Source organism: Aerococcus kribbianus, from assembly GCF_026805545.1.
GTDB lineage: Bacteria > Bacillota > Bacilli > Lactobacillales > Aerococcaceae > Aerococcus > Aerococcus kribbianus.
Genome location: NZ_JAPRFR010000001.1, coordinates 521570 through 546805, shown reverse-complemented (window position 1 = coordinate 546805; position 25236 = coordinate 521570). Strand labels below are relative to the sequence as shown.

Annotated in this window: 21 protein-coding genes; 17 read left to right on the top strand and 4 right to left on the bottom strand. The window is 43.5% G+C overall.

Going from position 1 to position 25236, the window contains the following annotated elements; genetic code table 11:
• The first annotated feature begins 5 nt into the window (after nucleotides 1-5).
• The 11 genes from recG to efp all read left to right on the top strand — a co-directional run bounded on the left by recG (nucleotide 6) and on the right by efp (nucleotide 14778).
• On the top strand, nucleotides 6-2045 hold the full coding sequence (gene recG / locus OW157_RS02580; protein ID WP_268751768.1) for an ATP-dependent DNA helicase RecG: 2040 nt from the start codon (nucleotides 6-8) through the stop codon (nucleotides 2043-2045).
• Between the two features lie 429 nt (nucleotides 2046-2474).
• Nucleotides 2475-3539, top strand: coding sequence for a phosphate acyltransferase PlsX (gene plsX / locus OW157_RS02575; RefSeq protein ID WP_268751767.1), 1065 nt, complete (start codon nucleotides 2475-2477; stop codon nucleotides 3537-3539).
• A gap of 2 nt (nucleotides 3540-3541) precedes the next feature.
• Nucleotides 3542-3781: an acyl carrier protein gene (acpP, locus tag OW157_RS02570; protein WP_268751766.1), complete on the top strand. Its 240-nt coding sequence runs from the start codon at nucleotides 3542-3544 to the stop codon at nucleotides 3779-3781.
• Nucleotides 3782-3868: 87 nt separating this feature from the next.
• A complete protein-coding gene (gene rnc, locus OW157_RS02565; protein ID WP_268751765.1) occupies nucleotides 3869-4582 on the top strand; it encodes a ribonuclease III in 714 nt (237 codons plus the stop codon).
• A gap of 8 nt (nucleotides 4583-4590) precedes the next feature.
• The gene (smc, locus tag OW157_RS02560; protein WP_268751764.1) at nucleotides 4591-8157 is read left to right on the top strand and encodes a chromosome segregation protein SMC; all 3567 of its coding nucleotides are present in this window, start codon (nucleotides 4591-4593) and stop codon (nucleotides 8155-8157) included.
• Between the two features lie 97 nt (nucleotides 8158-8254).
• Nucleotides 8255-9073, top strand: a complete 819-nt coding sequence (locus OW157_RS02555; protein WP_268751762.1) for a Cof-type HAD-IIB family hydrolase — start codon at nucleotides 8255-8257, stop codon at nucleotides 9071-9073.
• Nucleotides 9074-9097: 24 nt separating this feature from the next.
• Nucleotides 9098-10126, top strand: a complete 1029-nt coding sequence (gene ftsY / locus OW157_RS02550) for a signal recognition particle-docking protein FtsY (protein ID WP_268751761.1) — start codon at nucleotides 9098-9100, stop codon at nucleotides 10124-10126.
• 18 nt (nucleotides 10127-10144) lie between these two features.
• Nucleotides 10145-10864 carry an HAD family hydrolase gene (locus OW157_RS02545; protein WP_268751760.1) on the top strand — a complete coding sequence of 240 codons (720 nt, stop codon included), beginning with the start codon at nucleotides 10145-10147 and terminating at the stop codon, nucleotides 10862-10864.
• 613 nt (nucleotides 10865-11477) lie between these two features.
• Nucleotides 11478-12536, top strand: a complete 1059-nt coding sequence (locus OW157_RS02540; RefSeq protein WP_268751759.1) for a serine hydrolase — start codon at nucleotides 11478-11480, stop codon at nucleotides 12534-12536.
• A gap of 175 nt (nucleotides 12537-12711) precedes the next feature.
• A complete protein-coding gene (locus OW157_RS02535; RefSeq protein WP_268751758.1) occupies nucleotides 12712-14040 on the top strand; it encodes an FAD-binding oxidoreductase in 1329 nt (442 codons plus the stop codon).
• Nucleotides 14041-14214: 174 nt separating this feature from the next.
• Nucleotides 14215-14778, top strand: a complete 564-nt coding sequence (efp, locus tag OW157_RS02530) for an elongation factor P (RefSeq protein WP_268751757.1) — start codon at nucleotides 14215-14217, stop codon at nucleotides 14776-14778.
• A gap of 94 nt (nucleotides 14779-14872) precedes the next feature.
• On the opposite strand, the gene OW157_RS02525 is transcribed toward efp, so the two are convergent.
• The 4 genes from OW157_RS02525 to pyrB are packed head-to-tail and all read right to left on the bottom strand — an operon-like array spanning nucleotide 14873 to nucleotide 18366.
• On the bottom strand, nucleotides 14873-15802 hold the full coding sequence (locus tag OW157_RS02525) for a dihydroorotate oxidase (RefSeq protein ID WP_268751756.1): 930 nt from the start codon (nucleotides 15800-15802) through the stop codon (nucleotides 14873-14875).
• A gap of 15 nt (nucleotides 15803-15817) precedes the next feature.
• A complete protein-coding gene (locus OW157_RS02520; protein WP_268751755.1) occupies nucleotides 15818-17011 on the bottom strand; it encodes a dihydroorotase in 1194 nt (397 codons plus the stop codon).
• Complete coding sequence (locus OW157_RS02515; RefSeq protein ID WP_268751754.1) at nucleotides 17012-17443, bottom strand: aspartate carbamoyltransferase regulatory subunit; 432 nt, start codon at nucleotides 17441-17443, stop codon at nucleotides 17012-17014. It abuts the gene before it with no gap.
• Between the two features lie 2 nt (nucleotides 17444-17445).
• Nucleotides 17446-18366, bottom strand: a complete 921-nt coding sequence (gene pyrB, locus OW157_RS02510; RefSeq protein ID WP_268751753.1) for an aspartate carbamoyltransferase — start codon at nucleotides 18364-18366, stop codon at nucleotides 17446-17448.
• 173 nt (nucleotides 18367-18539) lie between these two features.
• On the opposite strand from pyrB, the gene OW157_RS02505 reads away from it, so the two are divergent.
• The 6 genes from OW157_RS02505 to ffh all read left to right on the top strand — a co-directional run bounded on the left by OW157_RS02505 (nucleotide 18540) and on the right by ffh (nucleotide 25212).
• A complete protein-coding gene (locus OW157_RS02505; RefSeq protein WP_268752242.1) occupies nucleotides 18540-19478 on the top strand; it encodes an FAD:protein FMN transferase in 939 nt (312 codons plus the stop codon).
• Nucleotides 19479-19499: 21 nt separating this feature from the next.
• On the top strand, nucleotides 19500-20114 hold the full coding sequence (locus OW157_RS02500) for an NADPH-dependent FMN reductase (RefSeq protein ID WP_268751752.1): 615 nt from the start codon (nucleotides 19500-19502) through the stop codon (nucleotides 20112-20114).
• Nucleotides 20115-20125: 11 nt separating this feature from the next.
• Complete coding sequence (locus tag OW157_RS02495; RefSeq protein WP_268751751.1) at nucleotides 20126-21388, top strand: NADPH-dependent oxidoreductase; 1263 nt, start codon at nucleotides 20126-20128, stop codon at nucleotides 21386-21388.
• A gap of 189 nt (nucleotides 21389-21577) precedes the next feature.
• Nucleotides 21578-22612, top strand: a complete 1035-nt coding sequence (locus OW157_RS02490; protein ID WP_268751750.1) for a hypothetical protein — start codon at nucleotides 21578-21580, stop codon at nucleotides 22610-22612.
• Between the two features lie 774 nt (nucleotides 22613-23386).
• A complete protein-coding gene (locus OW157_RS02485) occupies nucleotides 23387-23752 on the top strand; it encodes a putative DNA-binding protein (RefSeq protein ID WP_268751749.1) in 366 nt (121 codons plus the stop codon).
• Nucleotides 23753-23754: 2 nt separating this feature from the next.
• Nucleotides 23755-25212, top strand: a complete 1458-nt coding sequence (ffh, locus tag OW157_RS02480; protein ID WP_268751748.1) for a signal recognition particle protein — start codon at nucleotides 23755-23757, stop codon at nucleotides 25210-25212.
• The last annotated feature ends 24 nt before the right edge of the window (nucleotides 25213-25236 follow it).

Here is a 25236-nt window from a genome sequence, read left to right as displayed (position 1 = left end):
ATGAGATGCGAGCACTAACAGATCCAGTCAGCCAGTTAAAGGGCGTGGGACCTAAAAAGGCCGAAAAAATGGCTAAATTAGGGATTGAGACTGTTTATGACTTGCTGACTCATTACCCTTTTCGTTATGAAGATGTGTCCATTAAGTCTTTAGATGAACTTGTTGATGGACAAAAAGCGACCATCTCTGGTCAGGTGGTGACTCAACCAGTGGCCCAATACTATGGCCGTAAACGCAATCGGCTCTCCTTTCGAGTTCAAGTAGAAGCGGCGGTTTTAAATGTGGTCTTCTTCAACCAAGCTTACTTAAAAAAGCAAGTAGAGATGGGTCAAGAGATTATTGTTTATGGCAAGTATGATGCGGGTTATCAGCAGGTGACCGGCTTTAAATTATTTAAGAATAAGGCAGAAGAAACTAGTGATTTCTCGGCTATTTATCATGTTACCCAGGGATTATCACAGGCTAGCATAATTAAGGACATTCGGACTGCCTGGGATAATTACCATGACTTGATTCCTGAGCTCTTACCCGACGCCCTATGTGAGAAGTACCGGCTTTTAAGCCACCATGATGCCATTGAGGCCATGCATTTTCCCAATAGTCCACAAGACCATGACCAGGCTCGCCGTCAGGTTAAATACCAGGAACTTTTCCTCTACGGTTTGCGTCTCTTGGGACGGCGGTCGCGGCGTAAGCAGGCCGCCAATGGGGTGGAAGTTCTCTATGACAACCAAGCGTTGAAAGCTTTTATCCAGATAATTCCTTTCGAATTAACTCAGGGGCAAAAACAAGTGGTTAATGAAATCTGTGCAGATCTTCGACAGCCTTATCAGATGAACCGCCTCCTCCAAGGGGATGTTGGATCAGGGAAGACGGTGGTGGCCCTCTTAGCCATGGTGGCCACCATGCAAGCAGGCTACCAGGCAGCTATTATGGTACCTACAGAAATTTTAGCTGAGCAACATTATGAGACCTTGCAAGGTTTTTTAGCGGATAGTCCTTATCAAGTGGCCCTATTAACAGGGTCAACTACTGCTAAGGCGCGCCGACAAATTTTAGCTGACTTGGCTGATGGCACTTGCCAATTAGTGATTGGGACCCATGCTTTGATTCAAGACGATGTAGCCTTTGCTGATTTGGGCTTAGCCGTGATTGATGAACAGCACCGTTTTGGAGTCCGGCAACGCCAGGCTTTAGCGGCTAAAGGGAAATCCGCGGCACCTAATATTTTGTATATGACGGCTACACCAATTCCTCGGACCTTGGAGATTACTATTATGGGGGATATGGATGTGTCTAAGTTGCAAGAAATTCCTTCAGGTCGCCAGCCCATTCAAACCGCCTGGGTTCGACCTCAACGTGCGGAAAATGTGCAAGCTAATTTACTGACTGAACTCCAAGCAGGCCGCCAAGCTTATGTGATTTGTCCTTTGATTGGAGAATCTGAAGCGCTAGAAGTTCAGAACGCTGAGTACATCTACCAAGAATACCAAGAAAGATATGGGGCCCGCTTTGGTGTGGGACTCCTCCATGGTAAAATGACCACCGATGAAAAGGCTCAAGTGATGGCAGCCTTTAATGAGAATAAAGTGCAAATTTTAGTGGCGACCACGGTGATTGAAGTCGGGGTTAACGTTCCTAATGCTAGCTTCATGATTATCCTCGATGCGGACCGTTTTGGCCTAGCCCAGCTTCACCAATTGCGTGGCCGTGTAGGACGGGGTAGTCAGCAATCTTACTGTGTATTGATTGCTGATCCTAAAACGGAAAACGGTCGCCAGCGGATGCAGATTATGGCTGAATCGACGGACGGTTTTTACCTTAGCCAACAAGACTTGGTCTTGCGCGGCGCCGGTGACTATTTCGGTACCAAGCAATCAGGTATGCCCGACTTCAAGTTAGCTGACCCTGTGACGGATGGCCTTATTCTAGAAACAGCCCGCCAGGATGCCAAAGTCTTCTTGCCTGAGTTGTTGGCAGATCCAGCTAGTTATCCCGACCTCTACCAATGGCTTAGGGACCAAGATGCCAGCTTCCAAGCCTAGCTCGCTTGCTGGCTTAGTTAGATTCGGCAGCTAGACAAAGACAATATAGATGAAGAAGAGAGCGTCGTGGCGCTCTCTTTTCTTTTGGAATGGGATGTTTTGCGCTATTAGCTTAAATAAATAGCTAGAGCTGTGTTTGTTACACGGAATTGATTGTGATTTCTAGTAAAACGGGGCTTATCTCGATGAATTTACTAGGATAGTTAGAGATAAGCCAGTTATGACACAGTACTGGCAAGTAAAACTAGGGGAAATTCACTTTGCGCATGGATGGGTAATTTGAAGCAAGAGCAAAGTTTATTAATTAAGAATTTGCGTCGGATAAGACCGCCTGAAAGCGGTCTTTCCTTTGCCAAGGTGGGCTCAAAAAACTTAACAAGTGAGGGGAAATTCGATACAATAGGGGTATCATAAAAAAGGAGCGACATTATGGCAGAGACAAGCAAATGGCGGATAGCAGTTGATGGGATGGGTGGCGACCAAGCGCCCGCTGAGATTGTAGCGGGAGCGGTTGAGGCTGCACATCACTTCCCTGATGTCGAGATACAATTATATGGGGACGAGTCGGCCCTACGTGACCACATGCCGGCTGATTTGCCGACTAATCTAGCGGTCGTTCATGCCCCAGAAAAGATCACTTCTGAAGACGAGCCGGTCAAGGCCATACGTCAGAAGAAGGGGTCATCCATGGTGATGGCAGCCCGGGCGGTCAAGTCTGGACAGGCGGATGCCATGTTGTCAGCAGGTAATTCTGGTGCCCTCTTATCATCAGGCTTATTAATCGTTGGCCGTATGAAGGGTATCGAACGTCCTGCATTTATGGCAGCTTTGCCTAATTTAAGCCAACCAGGAGATAATTGGTTGCTGATTGATTCAGGAGCCAATTCTGAGAGTAAGGCCAAACACCTATTTCAATATGCCCAAATGGGACAAGCTTATGCTGAGCAAGTTCAAGGTAAGTCCTTTGCTAGGGTTGCCCTGTTAAATAATGGGGCAGAAGCATCTAAAGGGACAGAAGTTTTAAAAGCAGCGCATCAAGCGCTAAGCCAAAACCAAGCGATCAATTTCACTGGTAACATCGAGGCTCGAGATGTTTTGTCAGGCCAAGCGGATGTGGTAGTGGCAGATGGTTTCACTGGTAATGCTGTCCTCAAATCCATTGAAGGGACGGCCAGCCAAGTGATGAAGGTAGTGACAGATGCCTTGAAAAATGGTAACCTATCTACAAAGCTAGGTGGTTTATTGATTAAAAAGCAACTCAAAGACACCCTGAAAAGCATGGATTATAATCAAGTAGGTGGTGCCCTATTATTTGGTGTCAAAGCACCAGTGATTAAATGCCATGGGACAGCTAATGCGAAGAATATTTTCTATGCGATTCAACAGGCCATCCAAGTATTGGATGTTGAAGTTGTACCGGAATTAGCCACTCGCTTTGCTGAAGACTTTAAACGCGAAAAAGCTGCCCAGTCTGAACAAGATAAAGGAGAATAAGTATGAGCCAAGAAAATACATTTGAAAAAATCAAAGAATTAGTGACTGACCGTTTTGGTGTGGAAGAGGAGCGTGTCACTCCTGAAATGACCTTCCAAGAAGACCTAGGTGCAGATTCCCTAGATGTTGTGGAATTGGTTATGGAATTAGAAGATAACTTCGGTATTCAAATTGCTGACGAAGATATTGAAAATATTGTTACTATTGATGACATCGTGAAATACATCGACGCGCATCAATAAGCCCCAAGATACTTAGACACTGGTTTATGACTCCAGCTCATGTGGTTGTAAGCCAGTTTTTATTTGGATTTAGGAAAGGAGATTGCTATGGATATTCAAGCCTTTGCTGATTTATTGGCAGAAAAATTTGACCTCCATATTCAAAAAAAGGCACCTTACATCGAAGCCTTGACCCATTCATCATATGTTAATGAAAATCGTCGCAAGAAATTAACTGATAATGAGCGGATTGAGTTTTTAGGTGATGCGGTGCTAGATTTGCAGGTGTCTCACTATCTCTATGTGCATTATCCCAAGATGCCAGAAGGAGACATGTCACGGTTACGGGCCCTAATTGTTCGTGAAGAGAGTCTATCCAAACGCTGTGTAGAATGTGGTTTTGACCAATTTGTTCGTTTAGGTCATGGAGAAGAATCTTCTGGTGGCCGCCAACGGGAATCTCTCTTGTGTGATCTGTTTGAATCGGTTTTAGGGGCTATTTATCTTGATCTTGGTATAGATGCTGTGGAAAGACTGTTATCAATAACCATTTATCCTAAGATTAAGAGTGGCTATTTCAACCAACGAATGGATGCCAAGACCGCCCTCCAAGAAGAGTTGCAAAAGCATGGTCAAATTAAGTTGCATTATGACTTGATTAAAGAAGAAGGACCAGCACATGCCAAGGAATTTACAGTGGCTGTCCAACTCAATGGCAAGGAAATTGGACGCGGTAAGGGTCGATCTAAGAAACATGCCGAACAAGCAGCGGCTCTCAGCGCCCTAGAAAATCACCAGGCAAGTAATAATGAAAGAAAGTAGTGACAAGTGTGCACCTTAAACGCATTGAAATGGTCGGGTTCAAGAGTTTTGCTGACAAAACGAGTATCGATTTTGACGCTGGTTTTACGGCAATTGTGGGTCCCAATGGCAGCGGAAAATCCAATATCACCGAAGCCATTAAATGGGTTTTAGGCGAGCAGTCAGCCAAGTCCTTGCGAGGACGTAAGATGGATGATGTCATTTTTGCGGGAGCCTCTAACCGGAAGAAGGCCCACTATGCCCAAGTGTCTTTGATTTTTGACAACACTGACCGCTTACTCAATATGGATGTTGATGAAGTAGCCATGACTCGGCGTTATACTCGGTCAGGGGAATCCACCTACATGATCAACCAGAAAAATTGCCGGCTCAAGGACATGACCGAACTGATGATGGATACCGGGATTGGGCGCGATTCTTTCTCTATTATTTCCCAAGGCCAGGTTGAGGCTATTTTCACCCAAAAGGCGGAAGACCGGCGCGGCATCTTTGAAGAAGCTGCTGGGGTGATGAAATATAAAAACCGTAAAAAAGAAGCAGAAAAGAAACTCGACCATACCCAAGATAACCTTCACCGCATTAATGATATCTTGGTAGAAGTGGAAGGACGCCTAGAGCCCTTAGAGAAACAAAAGGACGTGGCCTTGGATTACCAAGAGAAAAAGGCGAAGCTATCAGACATCGAAATTGCCTTGACTGCAGTCCAAGTAGAAACCCTCAACCAACAATGGGAAGTGGCTAAAAAGGACCTAGCTGCCTACCAAGAGGACATCAAGTCGCATAAAAGCCAGCAAAGTCAATACAATGAAGACTTAGCTAAATACCGTCAAGAAGAAGCCGATGCTGAAGCGCAAGCTGACCAATTGAATACAGATTATATTAGACTATTACGCGAAGCTGAAAGTTTGAAACGGGAAATCGACTTGATGGACCAAGAAGAAGCCTTCAATCTTAAGGATAAGGCCAGTCAAGAAGACGCCTTGGCTCAAGCCCAATCTAAGGTAGACCGTCTTCATCGCGACTTGACCTTGATTAAAGCCCAAGTTCACGATGCCAAGCTCAGTGGCGATGACAAAAAAGCCCAACGTGATGCCAGTCAAGCTCAATTGCAGAGTCTAACCGCTAGCGATGAAGAAAGTATCGAGGCCAAGCGTCAAGACTATATCGATGCTATCCAAGCCCAGTCGCAGATTAAAAACCAGATTAGCCAATTAGAAAAAGATATTAATCTGTTGACTCAGCGCCAGGAGCGTTTTAAACAAAGCCGGCAAACTGGTCAAACTAAGCTAGAGCGTTTACGAGCTGACCAAGAGGAAAAAGCGCAAGCATTGGAAGCCAAAAGTCAGGAAGTATCGGACTTATTAGCCAACTATCAAAGTAAGGCCCAAAAGCTTAAACAAGCGCAAGTTGAGCAAGAAAAGCTCAAACAACAAAAGGACCAATTGGAACGGCAGTTCTACCAAGTTCAAGCTCGGAAGAATAGCTTAGAATCCTTGGAGAGTGACCACGATGGTTTTTATTATGGCGTTCGAAATGCCCTCAAGGCCAGAAAACGGATTGCCGGTATTCATGGTCCTGTTGCTGATTTAATGACCGTACCTAGCCAATATGTAGCTGCCGTGGAAACGGCGCTAGGTGGGGCCATGCAAAATATCGTCACTGAAGACCGGCGAGTAGCTAGCCAAGTGATCCAAGAATTAAAGGATAAACGTGGAGGTCGGGCGACTTTCTTGCCTTTGGATGTTATCAAGGGGCGTTCTTTGGCTGATAAAGTCTTAGCCACAGCCCAAAGTTATCCTGGCTTTATTGGTGTTATGGCAGAGTTGGTGGATTATGACCCCACTTATGCCAATATTATGACCAATCTAATGGGGCAGACCTTGGTAGTGGACAATTTAGCCCATGCTCAAAAAATTGCCTCCGCTCTTAACAACCGTCAACGGATCGTGACTCTGGAACGAGATGTTATCAATACTGGTGGGTCTATGGCTGGAGGGGCCAATAAAAAGCAAGGAAATGGCCTCTTGTCACGGAAACAAGAATTGACTGACCTTAGCCAACAATTGGACCATTTTCAAGATCAGCGGCAAAACTTGGCCAAGCAAGTCCAAGCTCTCGAACAAACCATTAATCAGTTGAGTCAAGCCCTCGATGCAATTAAGAGCCAAGGTGACGACTTCCGCTTCCAAGAACGTAGTCTCCAACAAGAATTAGAGCAAATTAAAACTCGTCTTAGCCAAAGTGAAAAAGATTTGGCTGCCCAAGACTATGATGAAGTTAATAACCAGGCAGATTTAGCCCAAGCCCAAGACGATTTAGCCCAAGCCAAGGAGCAACTGGAAAACCAAAGCCGAAGCTTAGCCGACTTGAACCAAGCTATCCAAGATCTCAACTTGTCAGCCAGTGAAAAACAAGAAAAATTACAAAAAGTTCAAGCGGAATTACAGAAAAAAGAAACCGACTATGCAGTTTTTATGGAACAATTTAATCACCTACAAGCTAGAGAAAAACAAACAGCCACTGATTTGGATACTGCTCGAGAAGATTTGCAGGCTTTAGAGGACCGGATTGCCGCAATAGCTGGTCAAAGCCAGGCCCATTCCAGCAATCGTCAGGAAAAACAAAAGGCTTATGATGATTTACTTAACCAACAGACTAGCCGCCAAAAAGACCTGAAAGTGGCCCAAGCTCAGCGTAGTCAGGCTCAGGACCAGGCCCAAGCTATTGACCAAGCTAATAACCAGCTTACTCAAGATTTAGAGAGCCTTTACTATAAACAGGCCAAATTGGAGGCGGCGGTAAACCGCTATGAAGAAAGCATTGATAGTCACCTCAAACATTTAAGTGAAGATTATGGTCTTACCTATGAGCGGGCTCGGGCTCAGAGCGAGCTCAGCATGTCTATTGATGAAGCTTCCCAAAAAGTAAGAGAATTGAAAAAGGCTATTGACCAATTAGGCCCCGTTAATTTAGCTGCCATTGAAGAGTTTGCTGCTGTTAATGACCGCTACCAATTTATGAGCAAGCAAAGAGACGATGTCTTAGCAGCCAAGGAAAATCTCTTGACCACCATGGCCGCTATGGATGATGAAGTCAGTGAACGGTTCAAAACGACTTTTGAAGCGGTAAGGACCGCTTTTGAAGATATTTTCCCAAAATTGTTTGGTGGAGGGAAGGCCAGTCTATCCTTGACTGATCCTAGCGACCTTCTCCATTCTGGTGTAGAAATTGTGGCGCAACCCCCTGGCAAACGACTCCAACATTTAAGTCTCTTATCTGGTGGAGAAAAAGCTTTAACGGCTATTGCTCTGCTGTTTGCTATTTTGGCTGTTAAAAAAGACGTGCCATTCTCAATTTTGGATGAGGTGGAAGCTGCCCTGGACGAAGCCAATGTTGCTCGTTACGGTCGCTACCTGCGTGAATTCGCCCAATCCACTCAATTTATTGTCATTACTCACCGTAAGGGAACGATGGAAGCAGCCAATATTTTATATGGCGTCACCATGCAAGAATCTGGTGTCTCTAAACTCGCTTCTGTGCGTTTGGAAGATTTTTCGGAGGAAGAATTAGCTTAAAATGCTATACTGAAAAGGTAATGACAAAAATGACAATGGTAAAGCAAGGTTATTGACTAGTCGGATACTGCAATCATGAAATACAAGGAGGACCATTATGGTAAAACTCATCGCCATCGATTTAGATGGTACCTTACTCGATGACCACAAGGAAATTTCTCAAGCCAACAAAGAGGCCGTGCAAGCAGCCTTGGCTCAAGGGGTAGAAGTGGCAATTGCCACTGGCCGTCCCCTAGAAGCCATCCAACACTTATTGGACCAGCTTGGTCTGAATACTGCTGATCATTATTCATTGACTTATAATGGCGGGCTAGTGATTCAAAATTACCTAGGTGAGGCTATGTCAAAAAGAACCTTACCTAGTGACCAAGTGACGCCCATCGCCCAGTCTTTACTTAGTTTGGATCTACCAGTGGTGGCAGTGGGGCTTGACCAAGTGTATGAATACCCATATCCGGATGGCCACCCTAGTAACTACCATAAGACTATGCCTTTCTTGCCCTTTACTGGGGTAGAAAATATGGATTCTGACGCTCAATCCGCGATTTTTAAATTAGTGGTGGCGACCGAAGCAGACCACTTGGCTTCTCGTTTAGAAGAAATACCTGAAAGCTTGCGAAATGACTATTCTGTCATGCAGTCCCATCCCCACCAATTAGAAATTATGCCTAAGGGAGTAGACAAGGGACAAGGCCTCAGCCAACTTGCCAAGCTGCTAGGGATTCCTCAGGCGCAGGTTATGGCAATTGGGGATGAAGAAAATGACTTAGCTATGTTACAATGGGCAGGGATAGCTGTGGCTATGGGCAATGCTCGTTCTGATGTCAAGGCCATAGCTGATTACGTTACCGCCAACAACCAGGATAGTGGGGTGGCCCAGGCCATCCGTCACTTTTTAGCGGAATTACCACATTAATAAGTAGGAGAGAGTAGGGAAAACATGGGATTATTTGACCGTATTAAAAAAGCCTTTACCGGCGAAGATCCAATTGTTGAACAGCAGAATAAGGAAGACGCTCAAGAAGAGAAGAATATATTAGAAAAATATGACAAAGGGGTAGAAAAAACTCGGAAGTCATTTTCTGACCGTATCAATGAATTGTTTGCCGGCTTCCGGGAAGTGGATGAAGAATTCTTTGACGATTTAGAAGAAACATTGATTACTTCAGATGTCGGTTTCGATATGACGATTGCCCTGTCAGATGCCCTACGTGAAGAAATCCAGCTCAAAGGCGCTCGTAATGGGGAAGAAGTGAAAAACCTCATTGTGGAAAAGATGATTGATATCTATGACCAAGGAGGCGAGCCTGATGTTAGCATCGCCAAAAATCCAGATGGTCCAACTGTGGTCCTCTTTGTGGGGGTTAATGGTGTGGGTAAAACTACCACTATCGGAAAATATGCCTATCAATTAAAACAAGCGGGTCATAAAGTTTTACTGGCAGCTGGAGATACCTTTAGGGCCGGTGCCATTGAACAATTAGAAGAATGGGGCAAGCGTGTGGACGTGCCAGTCATTTCTGGTAAAGCCCATGGTGACCCAGCTTCTGTGGCCTTCGATGCCGTCAAGGAAGCCACTAACGGTGATTACGACTACCTCTTAATTGATACTGCCGGTCGTTTGCAAAACAAGGTTAACTTGATGAATGAACTAGAAAAGATGAAACGGATTATCCAAAGAGAAATTCCGCAAGCGCCGCATGAGACCTTGCTGGTATTAGATGCTACCACTGGGCAAAATGCTTTGATTCAGGCTAAGGAATTCGACAAAACAGTGGATATCTCTGGTTTAGTTTTAACAAAACTCGATGGGACAGCCAAGGGTGGCGTTATCTTCGCTATTCGTTATGAACTTGACCTTCCTGTCAAACTGATCGGTTTGGGTGAAGGTTTGGATGACTTGCAAGTCTTTGAAGCTGAGAAGTTCATTTACCAATTAATTAAAGATGTTGTTGAGGTACAAAATTAAAGAGGCAAGGAGTAAACAATGATTCGTGCAATAGGTTTTGATTTAGATGATACCTTATATAGTCGTGCTGAGCTTTACCGGCGTACCTATGAGGTCATGCAAATGCAGGTTTTGGAAATGGATGTCACTTTCGCGCAATTTGAGCCCGTCTTTGAGCACTATTCTCAAGAAGAATTTGTGGCTTTCAATGCGAGAGAGAAATCTCGTGAAGCTTATTCAGTTGATCGAGTCATTCGGACTTATGCTCATTTTGGTTATAGTATTGACTATAATCAGGGGCTGTATTTCAACGCTGTTTACCATGCCGAACAACAAAATCTTAGCTTGCGCGAGGGCATTACTGACTGCCTACGCCAAGCCCATAGTATGGGGATTCAAACCTTTGTTTTAACCAATGGCTCCTCAGAAGGGCAGTGGACTAAAATCCATCACTTAGACTTAGACCAATACTTTGATAAGAGTCGTCTCTTTGTTTCAGGAGATTTGCCTTATGCCAAGCCTAGTTTTGAAATTTTCGCTCATGTTAGTGAAAGCTTAGGTATTCCTGGTCAAGACATTCTCTATTTTGGTGACGCCTTGAATACTGATATTCACGGGGCGCTTGGTGCCGGCTGGCAGGCCGCTTGGTTAGATTTAAAAGGCCAAGCCACTGGCCAAGAGGATTTCTTAGTCGTTCACGATGTGCCAAGTTTGACCAAATGGTTGAGCCAGGAAAAATCAATGACCAAAGACGAATAAGAAGAAATGATTGAGACTGGGACAAAAATTGAACTACCCCCTGTCAAATAGACAAGAAAACAAATACATTCTGAGACCATGTATGTATCAATGTACATGGTCTTTTTACTTTTTAAATACTATTGATAAAATCAAAAATCTAAGCGTTTTGTTTCAAAACCTATTTTCTAGCCATTGGCTAGGTCTTCCAGAGAATTGGTCATCTGTTTAAAAGCCATGGCACCGGATCGAGCCAAGGTCTCTCACCTCGCCAGCCTCAAACAAGCTGTAGGCAAACAAGTTGCCCTGCTTGTAATTCTTTGGCGTCCCTTACATGGCTAACAGATGCCCATTCTCCTCCAGACCGAGCCAATTTGTGACGGTTTTACCACGATATCAACGATATAAAGATTTTATTCTGGAATCTTAACCCTCATCTTTTTGTTTTTGCTAATGATGAATAAATAGTATGACATACTAGCTGAGTTTTGTATTATTTATGTAAATTTTTCTGCGTTTCTACCTATTATAGTTAATAGAATATTACAATTGTTTGTCTTTTATAGTAAGGATAAAAGACAAATGCCTTACTATGGTAAACTAAATAGAGAAAATTTATTTTAGGAGCGGTTGGATGACAATGTCCAGGAGAAAAAAACGAATCATTAAGACAGGCATGGCGGTGTCTGCCTTATTAATTTTAGCCGGGATTATTTTTGGTATCAGCAAACTCTTCGCTAATGATGAACAAGATAGTAGTGGCTTAGGGGATGAAACGATTGAAGTGCGTTCTCTAGAGATGGCAGATACAGCTGTTGCTGAGCAAGGAGAAGTAGCTCAAGAAGTCCAAGCTTTGCTGAACCAGTACCAAGGTCAACCTGTTCGCGTCTATTATCAAAGTCTTGAAGATGGGTCTTATGCTGAATTGAATGCTGACGATATGGTTTACGGTGCATCCGCACCTAAGGTAATCTTAGTGGCCTATACTCAGGAACTAGTGGCGCGCGGAGACTTGTCTTGGGATGATACTTTTACTTATACGCCTGAAGTTCATGACTACCCACAGTCTTTTGGGTCGATTGGGTCTGGAACTTTGCAAAACGAAGACTTGACTAATGGCAGTTTTACCTTATTGGATATCACGCAAAGAACCATGGAAAATTCTGATAATATCGGTGCCGATATGCTCTTGCATTACGTGGCTTATCCTAATAAGGATGATTTCGATCAATTTGTGCAAAATGTTTACGGGGTATCAGAATACAATGTTTATATCACGGCTAGAGAATTAGCCCAAGCCACGCTTTACCTCTATGGTCAAGAAGAGCGTCAAGGCATGCTAGCCATGGATCAAACAGACTATGATGGCACGAAACTTGATGTAGCTCAAGGAAATGTTTTCCAAAAAATTGGGGCTTACTGGCCGTACTATAATCACACAACTGGCTTTGTGATTGGGGAAAAGCCTTATCTACTCACTATATTGACCGACTATTGGTCAGATGCTGAAATTGAAGTTTTAGTATCAGAAATTGATGATATTGTAGTGAATGGTGCTACTGCTGAAGAGGCCGCAGTGGATGGAGAAGAAGCCAGTAGTGAAAATCAACCGGCTGCTAGTGGCACATCAGAGGGTAATCAAGGCAGCAATGCCAACGATCAAGACCCTTCCACTACTCCAGCTGTTCAATAGATAAGGGATAGAGTTAAGTTTATAAAAGTTAACGAGCTAGACTAAGCTTTACAGTGGACCAACTTCTTCTTCAAATCAAATAAATCATTTCTAAAGCAGCCAGCTTGGTTGCTTTTTTGTTGGAATTGTATGACAATTAGGAGTGGAAACACTTACAATTATTGGAGGCTTACTTATGCAGATTGAAAAATCGATTAGTGACAAGTATTTAAAAACCTATATGGCAGAAGACCAGGCGGGGTCGGCTGACTTAATTGCCTTTCCCAGGTCAACTGAAGAAGTGGCGGAATTTATGCAAAAAGCTAACAGCCAAAATCAGCATGTGGTGACTGTGGGGAGTCAAACCGGCTTAACCAGTGCGACTTATCCCACTAACCATGCTTGGTTGTTGAGTATTGAGAAGATGAACCAAATCATTTCCTTGGACGAGCAAACCTTAACCCTTAATGTTCAAGCGGGTGTGACGCTAGCGGATATTCGCGACTATTTAAAAGGGACACCTTATTTTTACGCCCCTGACCCTGGGAATAAAAATGCTAGTGTCGGTGGGACTGCTTCTACCAATGCGGGAGGTATGCGGGCCATTAAATATGGGGTGACCCGTGATAATATTCGTGGCTATGATGTGGTCCTTGCCAATGGAGAAATCATGCATGTAGGGTCTCTTAATAAAAAAGACGCTACTGCCTATGACTTGAAAGATCTCTTCATAGGGGCAGAGGGGACGTTAGGAGTAATCACTGAAATGCAATTGAAACTCACACCTCGCCCCCTCTATGAGAAGTCATTGATTTTAGGATTTGCCTCTTTGGATGGGGTTGCCAATACAATCTTCGAAGTGGTGAAGTCGCCTGTTCAGCCAATAGCTTTGGAATTATTAGAAGAATCCGGAATTCATTACTCTGAACAATTTATTGACAAAGAAATGCCAGCGGTACCTGGCCAAGCCTTTCTTTTGGCTACTGTGGCTGACAATGGCCATGCTGGTTTGGACTACCAATTGGAGACCATCCAAGAATTAGGGAATAAGGCTGGTGCTATTGAAGCACGAGAATTATCTGAAAATGAAGCCAGCGAAATGTGGCAAATTCGCGATAATATCTTGAATGGTATCGTAGCCCAAGGGGATTGGAAAATGTATGACCCCGTGGTACCTAATCATTACTTTACTAATCTAGTGATTGAAGGCAAACGCTTGGGAGAGAAACATCAAGTGAAAACTGGCTTCTTTGGCCATGCGGGAGATGGGAATATTCATATTTGTGTTATGCGCGACACACAAAGCGACCAAGAATGGGAGGCCACTAAAAAAGCCTACGAACATGATTTGTTCACTTACGTGGCCAATCACGGAGGTTTATTGACCGCAGAACATGGCATCGGATTAGAAAAGAAAGATTATTTGTCCTATTTCAAAGATGAGACTTATATCAGTGTTTTGCGTGGTATTAAGAAGGCCTTGGATCCAAAGGGAATCTTGAATCCGGGCAAGATGTTTGACTAGATGGTCCTTATGTTTTGGTTTGAAACAAGGGTATGGGAAAAGTGGTCTAACTGTTAAATAGTGTGATGGGATTTTGTCTTTCTTGTTTGTCTCTTAGATTTTTTTGTACCGGCTTGGCCAATGTGCTATAATGATATGGTATGAAATCAAGATGATAAAGGAGTTCTGTGAATTATGATACCTGCAGTTGATTTGAGAGCTGGAATGGCTTTTGTACAAGATGGTAAATTAATCAAAGTATTGGAAGCTAGCCACCACAAACCTGGTAAAGGGAACACTGTTATGCGTATGAAATTACGTGACATCCGTTCTGGGGCCACTTATGACACCACTTTCCGCCCTGACGAAAAATTTGAACGTGCTTTCCTAGAGTCAAAAGATGTTCAATATCTATATAACAATGGTGAATCTGAAGTTTTCATGGATTTGGAAACTTTTGAACAATATGAATTACCTCACGACTCTGTTGAAGATGAAATGTTATTCTTAAAGGAAAATATGAATGCCAAAATTCAATTCTTCGGGGATGAAGTAATTGGTGTGGAAGTGCCAAACACTGTTGAATTGGCAGTTCAAGAAACACAACCTTCAATTAAAGGGGCAACTGTGACTGGTTCAGGAAAACCTGCTACGATGGAAACTGGCTTAGTGGTTAACGTGCCTGACTTTATCGAAAACGGCGAAGTCCTAGTAATCAACACCACTGACGGTGGTAGCTATAAATCACGGGCAAAATAAACAATGACAAGTAAAAGAAGCTGGCTTTGGCCAGCTTCTTTTTTTGTGGTCACTACTTAGCTTGTTTGTATAGTGCAATTTTTTATTCATAACTTTAGCGGTATTGTAACTTGCCCCGGAAGTCAGAGATGTCGTGGTAGCCGTAGTCGGCCATAATGCTCTCCAGTTTTTGGCTGATGCGGGCGAAGATGTCAGGACCTTGGTGTCCTAGGGCGGTGGCGACTTGGACCATGCTAGCACCACAGAGAATATGTTCGAAAGCATCCTGCCCGCTAGAGACACCGCCAGTTCCGATGATGGCAATATCAGGACGGAGACGGGTGAACCAGGCATGAACGTTGGCTAGGGCAGTAGGTTTGGCGATGGAACCGCCGAGGCCACCTAGCCCGTGTTGGGGCTTGATGGCGGTCTTTTGTCCTTGGATGACTAGGCCGTTGCCAATGGAATTGATGGCATTGACGAAAACTAGTGGATATTTGTTAATGATTTCTGCCATCTGGTCAAAGTGGGAAGGATCGAAATAAGGGGGTAACTTAATGCCTAGAGGTTTGTTGAACCAGGTAAAAATTTCGCCCAACAAGCGATCAGTACTATCGAAGTCATAGGCGAGTTGTCCTTTGCCAGCTATGTTGGGACAAGAAAGATTTAGCTCTATCAATCCTGGGAAATCCGACGCTTGAACGATTTTTAATACTTGGTAAATCTTTTCCGCTGACATTTCAGCTACCGATAGAAAATAAGTTTTTTCGGGATTTTTGGCTTGGAAATCTGCCAATGCGTCTAAGTAATAGTCGATACCTAAGTTGGGTAAACCAAATGAATTAATAGAGCCAATTTGAAACTTAAAATAACGTGGCTTGGGATTTCCTAAGCGTTTCTCTAAGGTGGCAGTTTTGGTGATAAAGGTTCCAGCCGCCGATTGGTCGATTTTGGCCAAAGACTCTCGTTCCGAACAATAGATTCCCGACCCATTCATCAAGCAGTTGTCGAAATGAAAGTTAGCAATTTGGGTTTTAAGTGCCATTTTATCCTCCTTCTTTTAAGCCTTGCTTTGCTCAACTTGATATTTGACTTGTCCTCCAATAATTGTATGAGTGATTTTACCGGTGAAACTTTCCCCAATAAAGGGACTATTATGGGACTTGGATGCCATATCTTCGGCCTGAATCTGGGTCTGTTCATTAAGGTTAATCATCACTAAGTCGGCATCGTAGCCAATTTTCAAACGCCCTTTATGGTCATAGGCAAGAATTTCCGCGGGGCGCTGACTCATTAATCGGGAGAGTAGCGACAAGCTAGCACCGTGATTTTCCACTAAAACCTTGTAAATGATGTAGAAGGCAGTTTCTAAGCCAACTAAACCAGGTGACCCTTGGAATTTATCGGTTTCCGTATGGGGAGCGTGGTCAGTGGCAATGCAGTCTACTTCTCCTCTCAAAGCCGCTGAAATCAGAAAATCTACATCCGCCTGACTACGGATAGGTGGATTAACCTGATAGTCAAAATCCGCTAGGTAGAGATGGTGGGGCGTTACTTCGGCAGTGATTGGATAGCCTTTTTTCTTACCAGCAATGATGGCTTCCATGGCATCAATAGTAGATACATGACAGAAGTGCACGCGTGCCCCTGTTTTACCAGATAAGTAGACGTCACGAATCGTATCAATGTCCTCAGCAATTCGGTAATCAATTGGGGAAATCTCATCATCCTCCTCATGAATCATGACTGCTAAATCACGTTTGGCTAATTCCTTGAATAGGTCATAGGTTTGTTTGGACTGGTGGAGACCATGGCCATCATCGGATAAGAATTTAACAGTGTCGGGAATTTGGTCAAAATCCACCCACTCGATTCCGGCCAAGTTCTTGGATACGGCGTATGATTGACAGATAGCAATCAAGTCCAGAGCCTGAGCCCGGTCCATGATGTCTTGGTAAACTTCAGGATGATCAACGACCGGTTTGGTGTTGGCCATAAGATTAACGGCTCCATATCCGCCCCGGAGTGCGGATTGCATGCCGGTCTGCAAATCTTCTTTGGCTGTAAAGCCGGGGTCACGAAAATGCACGTGAGTATCAACAAAGGCTGGCATCAGCACCTGGCCTTGGCCATCAATGACTTGGTCAGCCTGTAAATCTTGACCAATTGCCACAATCTTGCCTTGGTCAATTAAGAGGTCTACCTGGCAATCGACTTGACTATCGACTAGGCGCGCGTTTTTAATCACTAACATTTAGGCATCCTCCCATTCATAGGGCTGATCACAGTAATGGCAAATATACTGGTTGCTAGCTTCTTCTACCCGATCAAAACGCGACGTCACTTGGCGTTCGTGGTTGGAGATACAACGCGGATTCTTGCAAGTTAATACACTAGTGATGGTTTGTGGTAGTTGAATCGTCTTTTTATCAATAATTTCTTCATTTTGGATGATATTAGCTGTTATCTCTTGGCCAAAGAGTCCCAGTAAATCGAGGTCGAGATCAATAGTTTTTTCAATTTTGATAATATCTTTGCGTCCCATCTTTTCACTAGAGGCATTAGTAATTAAAGCCACCGCAAAGTCGGCTTGGTCTAATTTCAAAGTACGGAAAATCTTAATTCCTTGGCCAGCCTTGATATGATCAATAACGATTCCTGAACCAATTGCTGTAATTTCTAACATTTTTAGTCCTCCAATCCTAGTAAAGTAATAATTAACGCCATCCGGACAATAACGCCATATCCCACTTGGTCGAAATACTTGGCTCGTGGATCAGAGTCCACTTCCGGCTGAATTTCATTGACCCGAGGTAGGGGATGGAGAATGGCCAAGTCTTCCTTGGCGTCTTTCAGTTTGTCATTGTCTAAGATATAGGAATCTTTCAAACGCACATAATCCGCTTCATTGAAGAAACGTTCCTTCTGCACCCGGGTCATGTAGAGCACATCGACTTGGTCGAGTACGTTTTCTAATCGCTCTTCTTCTTGGAAAGGGATCCCAGCCTGACTAAGATTTTGTTTGATATAAGTTGGCAGCTGCAGTTCTTCAGGTGACACTAGGATAAAACGATTGTCTGGATAAAGCGATAGGGCAGAGATGAGGGAATGTACTGTCCGACCAAACTTCAAGTCTCCGCATAGGGCAATGGTTTGTCCATTCAGTTGGCCTCGTGTTTCTAAAATCGTCAAGAGGTCAGACAAGGTTTGGGTAGGATGTTGGTGTCCGCCATCCCCCGCATTGATCAAGGGAACTTGAGTGGTTTGACTGGCTAGAGTGGCTGCTCCTTCTAAGGGATGGCGCATGGCCATAATGTCTGTATAAGCTGATACGGTGCGAATGGTATCGGCCAAACTTTCTCCCTTGGTGGTTGAGGAAGAAGCGGCTTCCGCAATACCAATCACTGACCCACCTAAACGGTTCATAGCGGACTCAAATGAAAGGCGAGTTCGGGTTGAAGGCTCAAAAAAAAGAGTCCCAAGAATTTTTCCATCACACAAATGGGAAAAGTCTTTGGGACTCTTAATAATTTGTTGAGCTAATGATAAAAGGGAGTCGAGATCTCGACGGGTAAAATCACTAATGTTAATTAAATGACGTGTTTGCATTTCCTTCAGCTCCATTCTATTTTTGCACTGAGAGATATTTTACAGAGTGAGGGGAGGATTGTCAATGGAAATTTTGAAAAATTTTCAATTTTTCCTTGTCAAGACCCTGGGAAAGTGGTTACAATAAGCTTAAGTGAAACCGTTCACTTAAGCTTTCTTTAGGAGATGGTGGTATCGAAACGCAAAGTAGACAGGTGCGAATGATGGGCACTGTGATCGATATTCAGGTTACGGCTGACCAGCCCCAAACATTTTTGGACCATGTAGAAGCCATGCTGGTGGATTTCAATGCCCGCTTTTCAGCTCATGATGATCAGTCGCAACTAGGACGTTTGCGAGCAGCAGCTGGCAAGGAGTGGGTTCAGGTATCTGAGGATGTTTTTGACTTGGTTGCTATTGGTAAGGAACATTCCCTAGCCCAACCATCATTTTTAAATATTGCCATTGGGCCCTTGGCTTCAGCCTGGCGGATTGGTTTCACAGATGCTCAACGACCTAGTGATCAAATGATTCAAAATAAGTTAGCTTTGACTGATCCCCATGCCATTGCCTTGGATTTTGAAAATCATTGTGTATTCTTGGAAAAAACAGGTATGAGTATCGACCTAGGAGCCTTGGCTAAGGGATATTTTGCGGATAAAATTATGGATTATTTGGCTGATATGCAAGTGGCATCGGCGCTGATTAATCTAGGGGGGAATCTGATGGTGATGGGAGACCCACCTAATCGTCCTGGTGGTCAGTGGCGAATTGGTATTCAAAATCCTAAACAAAAACGTGGCATTAATGATATGGTCATTAAGATTGACCAAGGATCAGTGGTGACGTCAGGGATTTATGAACGCTATCTGCAACTTGATGGAAAAAGCTACCACCATATCTTTGATCCGAACACGGGTTACCCGGTGGCTAGCGATTTAGCTTCCCTGACTATTGTGTCTCCGACGTCCCTAGAAGGAGAGATATGGACAACGCGATTATTTGGATTAAGTATTCCTGAAATAATGGAGAAGGTTGACCAAGAAACAGGTATCGAAGCCATTGCCATTGATAAGTCAGGCCAACGTTTTGCTAGTCGCCAGGTTTTGAACATGGTTGATTTAAGAGTATAGGTTAGTGAAAGGAAGAGTGTAATGAAAAATATTATTGCTATACTGGGTTCGCCTAGTATCGATTCAACTAATAAGAAATTATTAGAATTTGTCGAAGACCATTTCCAAAATGATATTGATGTGGAGATTGTCTCAGTACGGGAATGGCCACTATTCAATAAGCCAGCTGATTTCCAACTACCAGAAGAAGTGGCAGACCTAGCAGACAAAATTGACCAAGCGGATGGTGTGATTATTTCTGTGGCTGAATACGACCATTCTGTGCCAGCTATCTTATCTAATGCCTTGGCTTGGTTGTCTTATGGCGTGTATCCTTTTGTGGAAAAGCCAACTCTGTTAATGGGAACATCTTATGGTCGTTTGGGATCTTCCCGGGCACAATTCCATTTACGCCAAATGCTAAATGCCCCTCAATTAGCTGCTGATGTTTTGTCAGGTGATTCTTACTTGGTATCTTATGCCTTGCAAGCTTTTGATGATCAAGGGCGACTCAAAGATGAAACAGATTTGGCCGATTTAGAAAGCTATATGACGCGTTTCTTGGACTTGATTGCCCGTCATCCTCATGACCAAGACCAAGTTGACCAAGGCAAGGCACATGCGGCTGCTTATGACCAACGCTTTACACGTAAATAAGGAGGCTAATAATGAAACTTATCGGAATTGTTGGGTCACTAGATGAAGTGACCTCTTACAATGAAAAATTACTTTACTTTATTAAGGACCATTTTGCATCACAATTTAATTTAGAAGTCTTATCTATTGCGGATTTCCCACTCTTTGATCCGCATGTTGATTTTACTGAATCAGATTTAATGAAAACCCATCTTCGTAAGTTGAATGGGGCTGATGGTGTGATTATCTCGACTGGGGAACATTCACGTACCATTCCGCCAGTATTGAAGTCTTACCTAGAATGGATGTCTTACCAGGCCCATCCGTTTGCTAATAAACCAGTTATGGTCATGGGAGCATCTTATTTGGATCAAGGAACGTCTAGCTCACAATTGCATTTGCGCCAAGTTTTAGAAGCACCAGGCGTGGGGGCGTATACTTTTCCAGGTAATGAATTCTTATTAGGGGAAGCACAAACCGCCTTTGATCAAGATGGGCAATTGAAAGATGAAGGCACTATCAAAGTCTTAGGTGATTACTTAAATAAATTCACTAAATTTGTACAAATCTTCAACCAAGTTGAATCTGGTGACCCTCGTGATGAAGATCTCTGGGCAAGTGGGACTATTGAAACCACTATTGATGTAGAAAAATCTTCCGATAATTGGGTGGAAGAAGCTGCCACCAAAGTTAATGCTGCTAGTGGTGATGACTATGTCCGCCTAGACCATGGGGTAATGACAGTCAACCAAATTTCTGAGTTTTTGAAATCTATGCCTCAGGAATTGACCTTTGCTGATGAAAATAATCAGTTCCTGTATTATAATTACAACACGCCAACTGATAATATGCTGGCCAAGCGGAAACCTAGTCAAGTAGGAAATCCTCTAGGAGCATGCCATCCAGAACGGGCTCATGATAATGTTAAGAAGGTTATCCACCTCTTGCGTAGCGGGCAAACAGAATGCTTCCGTCTCCACGTGCCGACCCATGGCCCAGATAAGTTTGTCGTTCACTCTTACCAACGGATTGTTGATGAAGATGGCAACTACCGTGGGGTCAATGAGTATGTCCAAGACATCCAACCAATGATTGATTGGTATCTGGAAAAAACTGGCCAAGAATTGGTTGGTGGTAATGTTGATGGCGCGTCAGGCGCTTCAGCGGCTCAATCTGATCAAACAGCAACCACCTTGGCTGCACCAAATGCAACTGACGCTGACACCGGCGCTAGTGCTAGCAACCAAACCGAAGAGTCCAACACTGATGCTGATTCTGGCGCTAGCCAACATTAAGTGTAAGAAAGCCCTAATTTATAAGAGGCTGGGAATAGTTTCCCAGTCTCTTTGCATTTTCGATTCGTTATTTTCGCTTTTTTCGTTTTTACTGCTTCTCTTGGAAAGCTTTAAGGGACTTGGTTGCCTTGCTTTCCTATGATAGAATCTAGATGTTGAATAAGTCACCTAAAAAACGTGGAGGTCGTTATGAAAAAAACGCTTGTATTGTTAACGAGTCTGATTTTACTGGCGGGCTGTGATGCCTTAGCCAAGGAGCCACAAGACAGTGGTCAAGAAGCTACGGTTAATGTTATGGAAGAGATGCAAACCAACCAAGACTCTTACGAAAACGTGGATTTTCTCAATCTTAGCTACCTAGCGCCAAGTTTTTTCACTGATTATTCCCGGGATGGTACAGCGACTAAGATTTTGCGTGGCGATGAAGGCTCAGTGATGACTGTTTATGGGATTCAGGACATTAATGTCTTGGATGAGCAGAATCGTCAAGACATTATGCAAGGCTTGTTAGCTAGCGGTGACGGCCTTTATGGACAAAATTCTGAAGAGAAAATCCAAGTTGCTGGTCGAGATGCTTACCATATAAAAGGGCAGCTCGCTTCTGAAGGTGAAGAATATGCTGTCGATGGCTTAATTATTCCTAACCAAGATTCTTATATTGCTTACGTCACCACCTTGCAAGCTGGTGAGGAAGAACTAACCGATGACATTATGAATCAATTTATTGATTCTGCTAAAATTGGTGAGTTAAGTCAAGAAGATAAGGATAGCATTGAAGTCTTTAAAAATCCTATGCTAGGAGTAAAGACACAGGCGGATTTCACTATGCCAGCAGGTTGGCAAGAAGTAAATCATAATGACGAAGGAATTATAAACTATCTTTACAGTAAGGATGGGTCACTAGCCACTATTGATATGTGGCCAAGTAACTTTAGCCTTGACGATGAAGAGGCTCGTGACGACTTAATTGCCTCTATTGGAGGAAATTTCGGCGAAATGAGTGTTGACGAAACTAGTCAAACCGAAATCGACGGGCAAAAAGCTTACCGCTATGATGCAAGCTTCAACGCGCAAGGCGTACCTGGAAAAGGGGCGATTGTTATTACTGAAAAGGATGATTTAATGATGGCCTTTATGGTGATTGCTGCTGACGGTGGTGGTATGGACTATGATCAAGAAATTACTCAAATGATGGATAGTGTGACTTTCACGACAAAAGAGTAAAGTTGCTAGAAGTCAGTATTAGTATGAGGCTGGGATAAAAGTCCCAGCCTCTATTCTTTAGACGAACAATCTCTCTTTCAGTTCTAGCGCTTTTCATCACATCCTTGCAGTCGGGTTCTGAAAAGCAGGACTGACATGCGTTTCCCAAAAGTCTTTGATAGCTAGTCGCTATCTACAGCCTTTTGGTCCAACGATTCCGTCCTACCACTTTTCATCACACCCTTGCAGTCGGACTCCAAAAGTCAGAACAGACTGCCTTTCCTAAAGCTCTCTGATGGCTGTTTGCCATCTTTCGTGTTTTGGTCCAAGGCTTCTGTTCTTAACGACTTTTGTCACACCCTTTAGTCGAGTTCTGAAAAACAGCTCCATCAGTATTTTCTGCAAATGAGTCAGTATTCTGCGAATACTTCCCATTTTCAGACAAATCCTTTGGGGCTAACCGTTTTTCATCTCATCCTCACAGTCGGGTTCCCAAAGTCAGAACAGACTGCCTTTCCCAAAAGCCCTCAGATGACTGTTTGCCATCTTTCGTGTTTTGGTCCAAGGCTTCTGTTCTTAGCGACTTTTGTCACACCCTTTTAGTCGAGTTCGCAATCGCAGGGCCGGCGTCCATTTCTGAATAAGCCATCAAAATGGCTTTCACCATTTCTTGCCTCCTTCCGATATGGTCCGTCCCTAATCACGATTGAGTCACATCCTTGATTGACTTTGGGGGGGGATTTCGTTATGCTTATATGATGTAAAGGGAAAGTGCTTGACAAAAGGTGAGAAGCAATGGAGATTAAGAAAACAACTGCGATGAATCGGTTATTAGATTTCTATGGCGATTTATTGACTAATAAGCAACGCACTTATGTGGATTTGTATTATGGTGAAGATTATTCTCTGGGTGAGATTGCTGAGAATTATCAGGTTAGCCGACAAGCGGTTTATGATAATATCCGCCGCACGGAGAAGATTTTGCAGTCGTATGAAGACCTCTTGCATTTGATTCACCAATACGATCAACGTCGTGATTTGGGGGACCACATTCTTGCCTATGTCAAAACAAATTATCCTAGCGATCATCACTTAATGACGTCCTTGGCTGATTTCATCGCCATTGACGATGAAATAGAAAATGAAAACAAAGAGGTGTAAACATGGCTTTTGAAAGTTTATCCGACCGTCTCCAAGGCGCCGTCGAAAAAATGGGAAAAAAAGGTAAAATTCAAGAAGCAGATTTAAAGGAAATGATGCGTGAAGTACGTCTGGCTTTATTAGAAGCGGATGTTAACTTCAAGGTAGTAAAAGATTTCGTTAAACGGGTCAATGAACGGGCCTTAAATAGTGAAGTTTTACAGTCGCTATCGCCTGCTCAACAAGTGGTTAAGATTGTTAATGATGAATTAACTGAACTCATGGGTGGGGAGCAAGTTGGTTTAGCCTATGCAGATCAAGGTCCTACCATTATAATGATGGCTGGTCTGCAAGGGGCTGGTAAAACGACTACTGTTGGTAAAATTGCTAACTTGATTCGTGAGCAAGATAAGCGGAAACCTTTGTTGGTAGCAGCTGACGTTTACCGTCCGGCAGCTATCAACCAGTTACAAACAATTGGTCAACAATTGGACTTGCCGGTTTTCTCATTAGGAACGGAGGCCAATCCAGTTGATATTGCTCAACAAGCAGTAGCTAAGGCGGAAGCTGAAGGCTATGATACCATCTTTATTGACACGGCAGGTCGTTTGCAAATTGACCAAGCCTTGATGACAGAGTTGAAAAATATCAAAGCAGCGGTGCACCCTCAAGAAATTCTCTTAACTGTTGATGCCATGTCCGGTCAAGAAGCGGCCAATGTGGCTAAGACCTTTAATGAAGATTTAGATATCACAGGGGTGGTTTTAACCAAGATTGATGGGGATAGCCGTGGTGGTGCTGCCTTGTCTATTGTGTCTGTGACTGGCCAACCTATTAAGTTTACCGGTACTGGGGAAAAATTAAGCGAAATTGAAAAATTCTATCCTGACCGGATGGCGAATCGGATTTTGGGTATGGGAGACATGTTGACCCTGATTGAAAAGGCTCAAGCCGAATTCGATGAACAAGAAGCTGAACGTATGGCTGAGAAGATGAAGGCTAACACCTTTGATTTTAATGACTTCTTGAAACAAATGGACCAAATGAACAAATTAGGCCCGCTGGAAGATATTATGAAAATGATTCCTGGTCTCAATAAAATGCCTGGTTTAGACCAACTTAATATTGATCCCAAGGAAATGGCCCGTACTAAGGCGATTATCCAATCCATGACTCCTTATGAACGGGAGAATCCTGATGATATTTCCCAGTCACGTCGGCGTCGGATTGCTAAAGGATCTGCTAATGATGTGGCGACTGTTAACCGCTTGATTAAACAGTTCAAACAAACCCGAGATATGATGTCTAGCATGTCTAATGGGAACTTTGGGAACTTGCAAAATATGTTTGGCGGTGGCGGTTCTATGCCTGGCATGCCTAATATGGGAGGCGGTAACAAGGTCAATAAACGTGACCAAATTGAAGCCCAAAAAATGGCTCGCCGGATGAAAAAATTGAAGAAGAAAATGGGTAAAAAATAATTTTTAATAACAAAAAGTCGCTAG

Bases quoted from the DNA above. Each gene is read 5' to 3' on its own strand.
- recG (WP_268751768.1), top strand. From the start codon at position 6: ATGCGAGCACTAACAGATCCAGTCAGCCAGTTAAAGGGCGTGGGACCT.
- OW157_RS02535 (WP_268751758.1), top strand. From the start codon at position 12,712: ATGCAGATTGAAAAATCGATTAGTGACAAGTATTTAAAAACCTATATG.
- pyrB (WP_268751753.1), bottom strand. From the start codon at position 18,366: ATGCAAACACGTCATTTAATTAACATTAGTGATTTTACCCGTCGAGAT.
- acpP (WP_268751766.1), top strand. From the start codon at position 3,542: ATGAGCCAAGAAAATACATTTGAAAAAATCAAAGAATTAGTGACTGAC.
- OW157_RS02500 (WP_268751752.1), top strand. From the start codon at position 19,500: ATGAAAAATATTATTGCTATACTGGGTTCGCCTAGTATCGATTCAACT.
- OW157_RS02485 (WP_268751749.1), top strand. From the start codon at position 23,387: ATGGAGATTAAGAAAACAACTGCGATGAATCGGTTATTAGATTTCTAT.
- OW157_RS02515 (WP_268751754.1), bottom strand. From the start codon at position 17,443: ATGTTAGAAATTACAGCAATTGGTTCAGGAATCGTTATTGATCATATC.
- OW157_RS02495 (WP_268751751.1), top strand. From the start codon at position 20,126: ATGAAACTTATCGGAATTGTTGGGTCACTAGATGAAGTGACCTCTTAC.
- ffh (WP_268751748.1), top strand. From the start codon at position 23,755: ATGGCTTTTGAAAGTTTATCCGACCGTCTCCAAGGCGCCGTCGAAAAA.
- rnc (WP_268751765.1), top strand. From the start codon at position 3,869: ATGGATATTCAAGCCTTTGCTGATTTATTGGCAGAAAAATTTGACCTC.
- OW157_RS02545 (WP_268751760.1), top strand. From the start codon at position 10,145: ATGATTCGTGCAATAGGTTTTGATTTAGATGATACCTTATATAGTCGT.
- efp (WP_268751757.1), top strand. From the start codon at position 14,215: ATGATACCTGCAGTTGATTTGAGAGCTGGAATGGCTTTTGTACAAGAT.
- ftsY (WP_268751761.1), top strand. From the start codon at position 9,098: ATGGGATTATTTGACCGTATTAAAAAAGCCTTTACCGGCGAAGATCCA.
- OW157_RS02520 (WP_268751755.1), bottom strand. From the start codon at position 17,011: ATGTTAGTGATTAAAAACGCGCGCCTAGTCGATAGTCAAGTCGATTGC.
- OW157_RS02490 (WP_268751750.1), top strand. From the start codon at position 21,578: ATGAAAAAAACGCTTGTATTGTTAACGAGTCTGATTTTACTGGCGGGC.
- OW157_RS02540 (WP_268751759.1), top strand. From the start codon at position 11,478: ATGACAATGTCCAGGAGAAAAAAACGAATCATTAAGACAGGCATGGCG.
- OW157_RS02525 (WP_268751756.1), bottom strand. From the start codon at position 15,802: ATGGCACTTAAAACCCAAATTGCTAACTTTCATTTCGACAACTGCTTG.
- OW157_RS02555 (WP_268751762.1), top strand. From the start codon at position 8,255: ATGGTAAAACTCATCGCCATCGATTTAGATGGTACCTTACTCGATGAC.
- plsX (WP_268751767.1), top strand. From the start codon at position 2,475: ATGGCAGAGACAAGCAAATGGCGGATAGCAGTTGATGGGATGGGTGGC.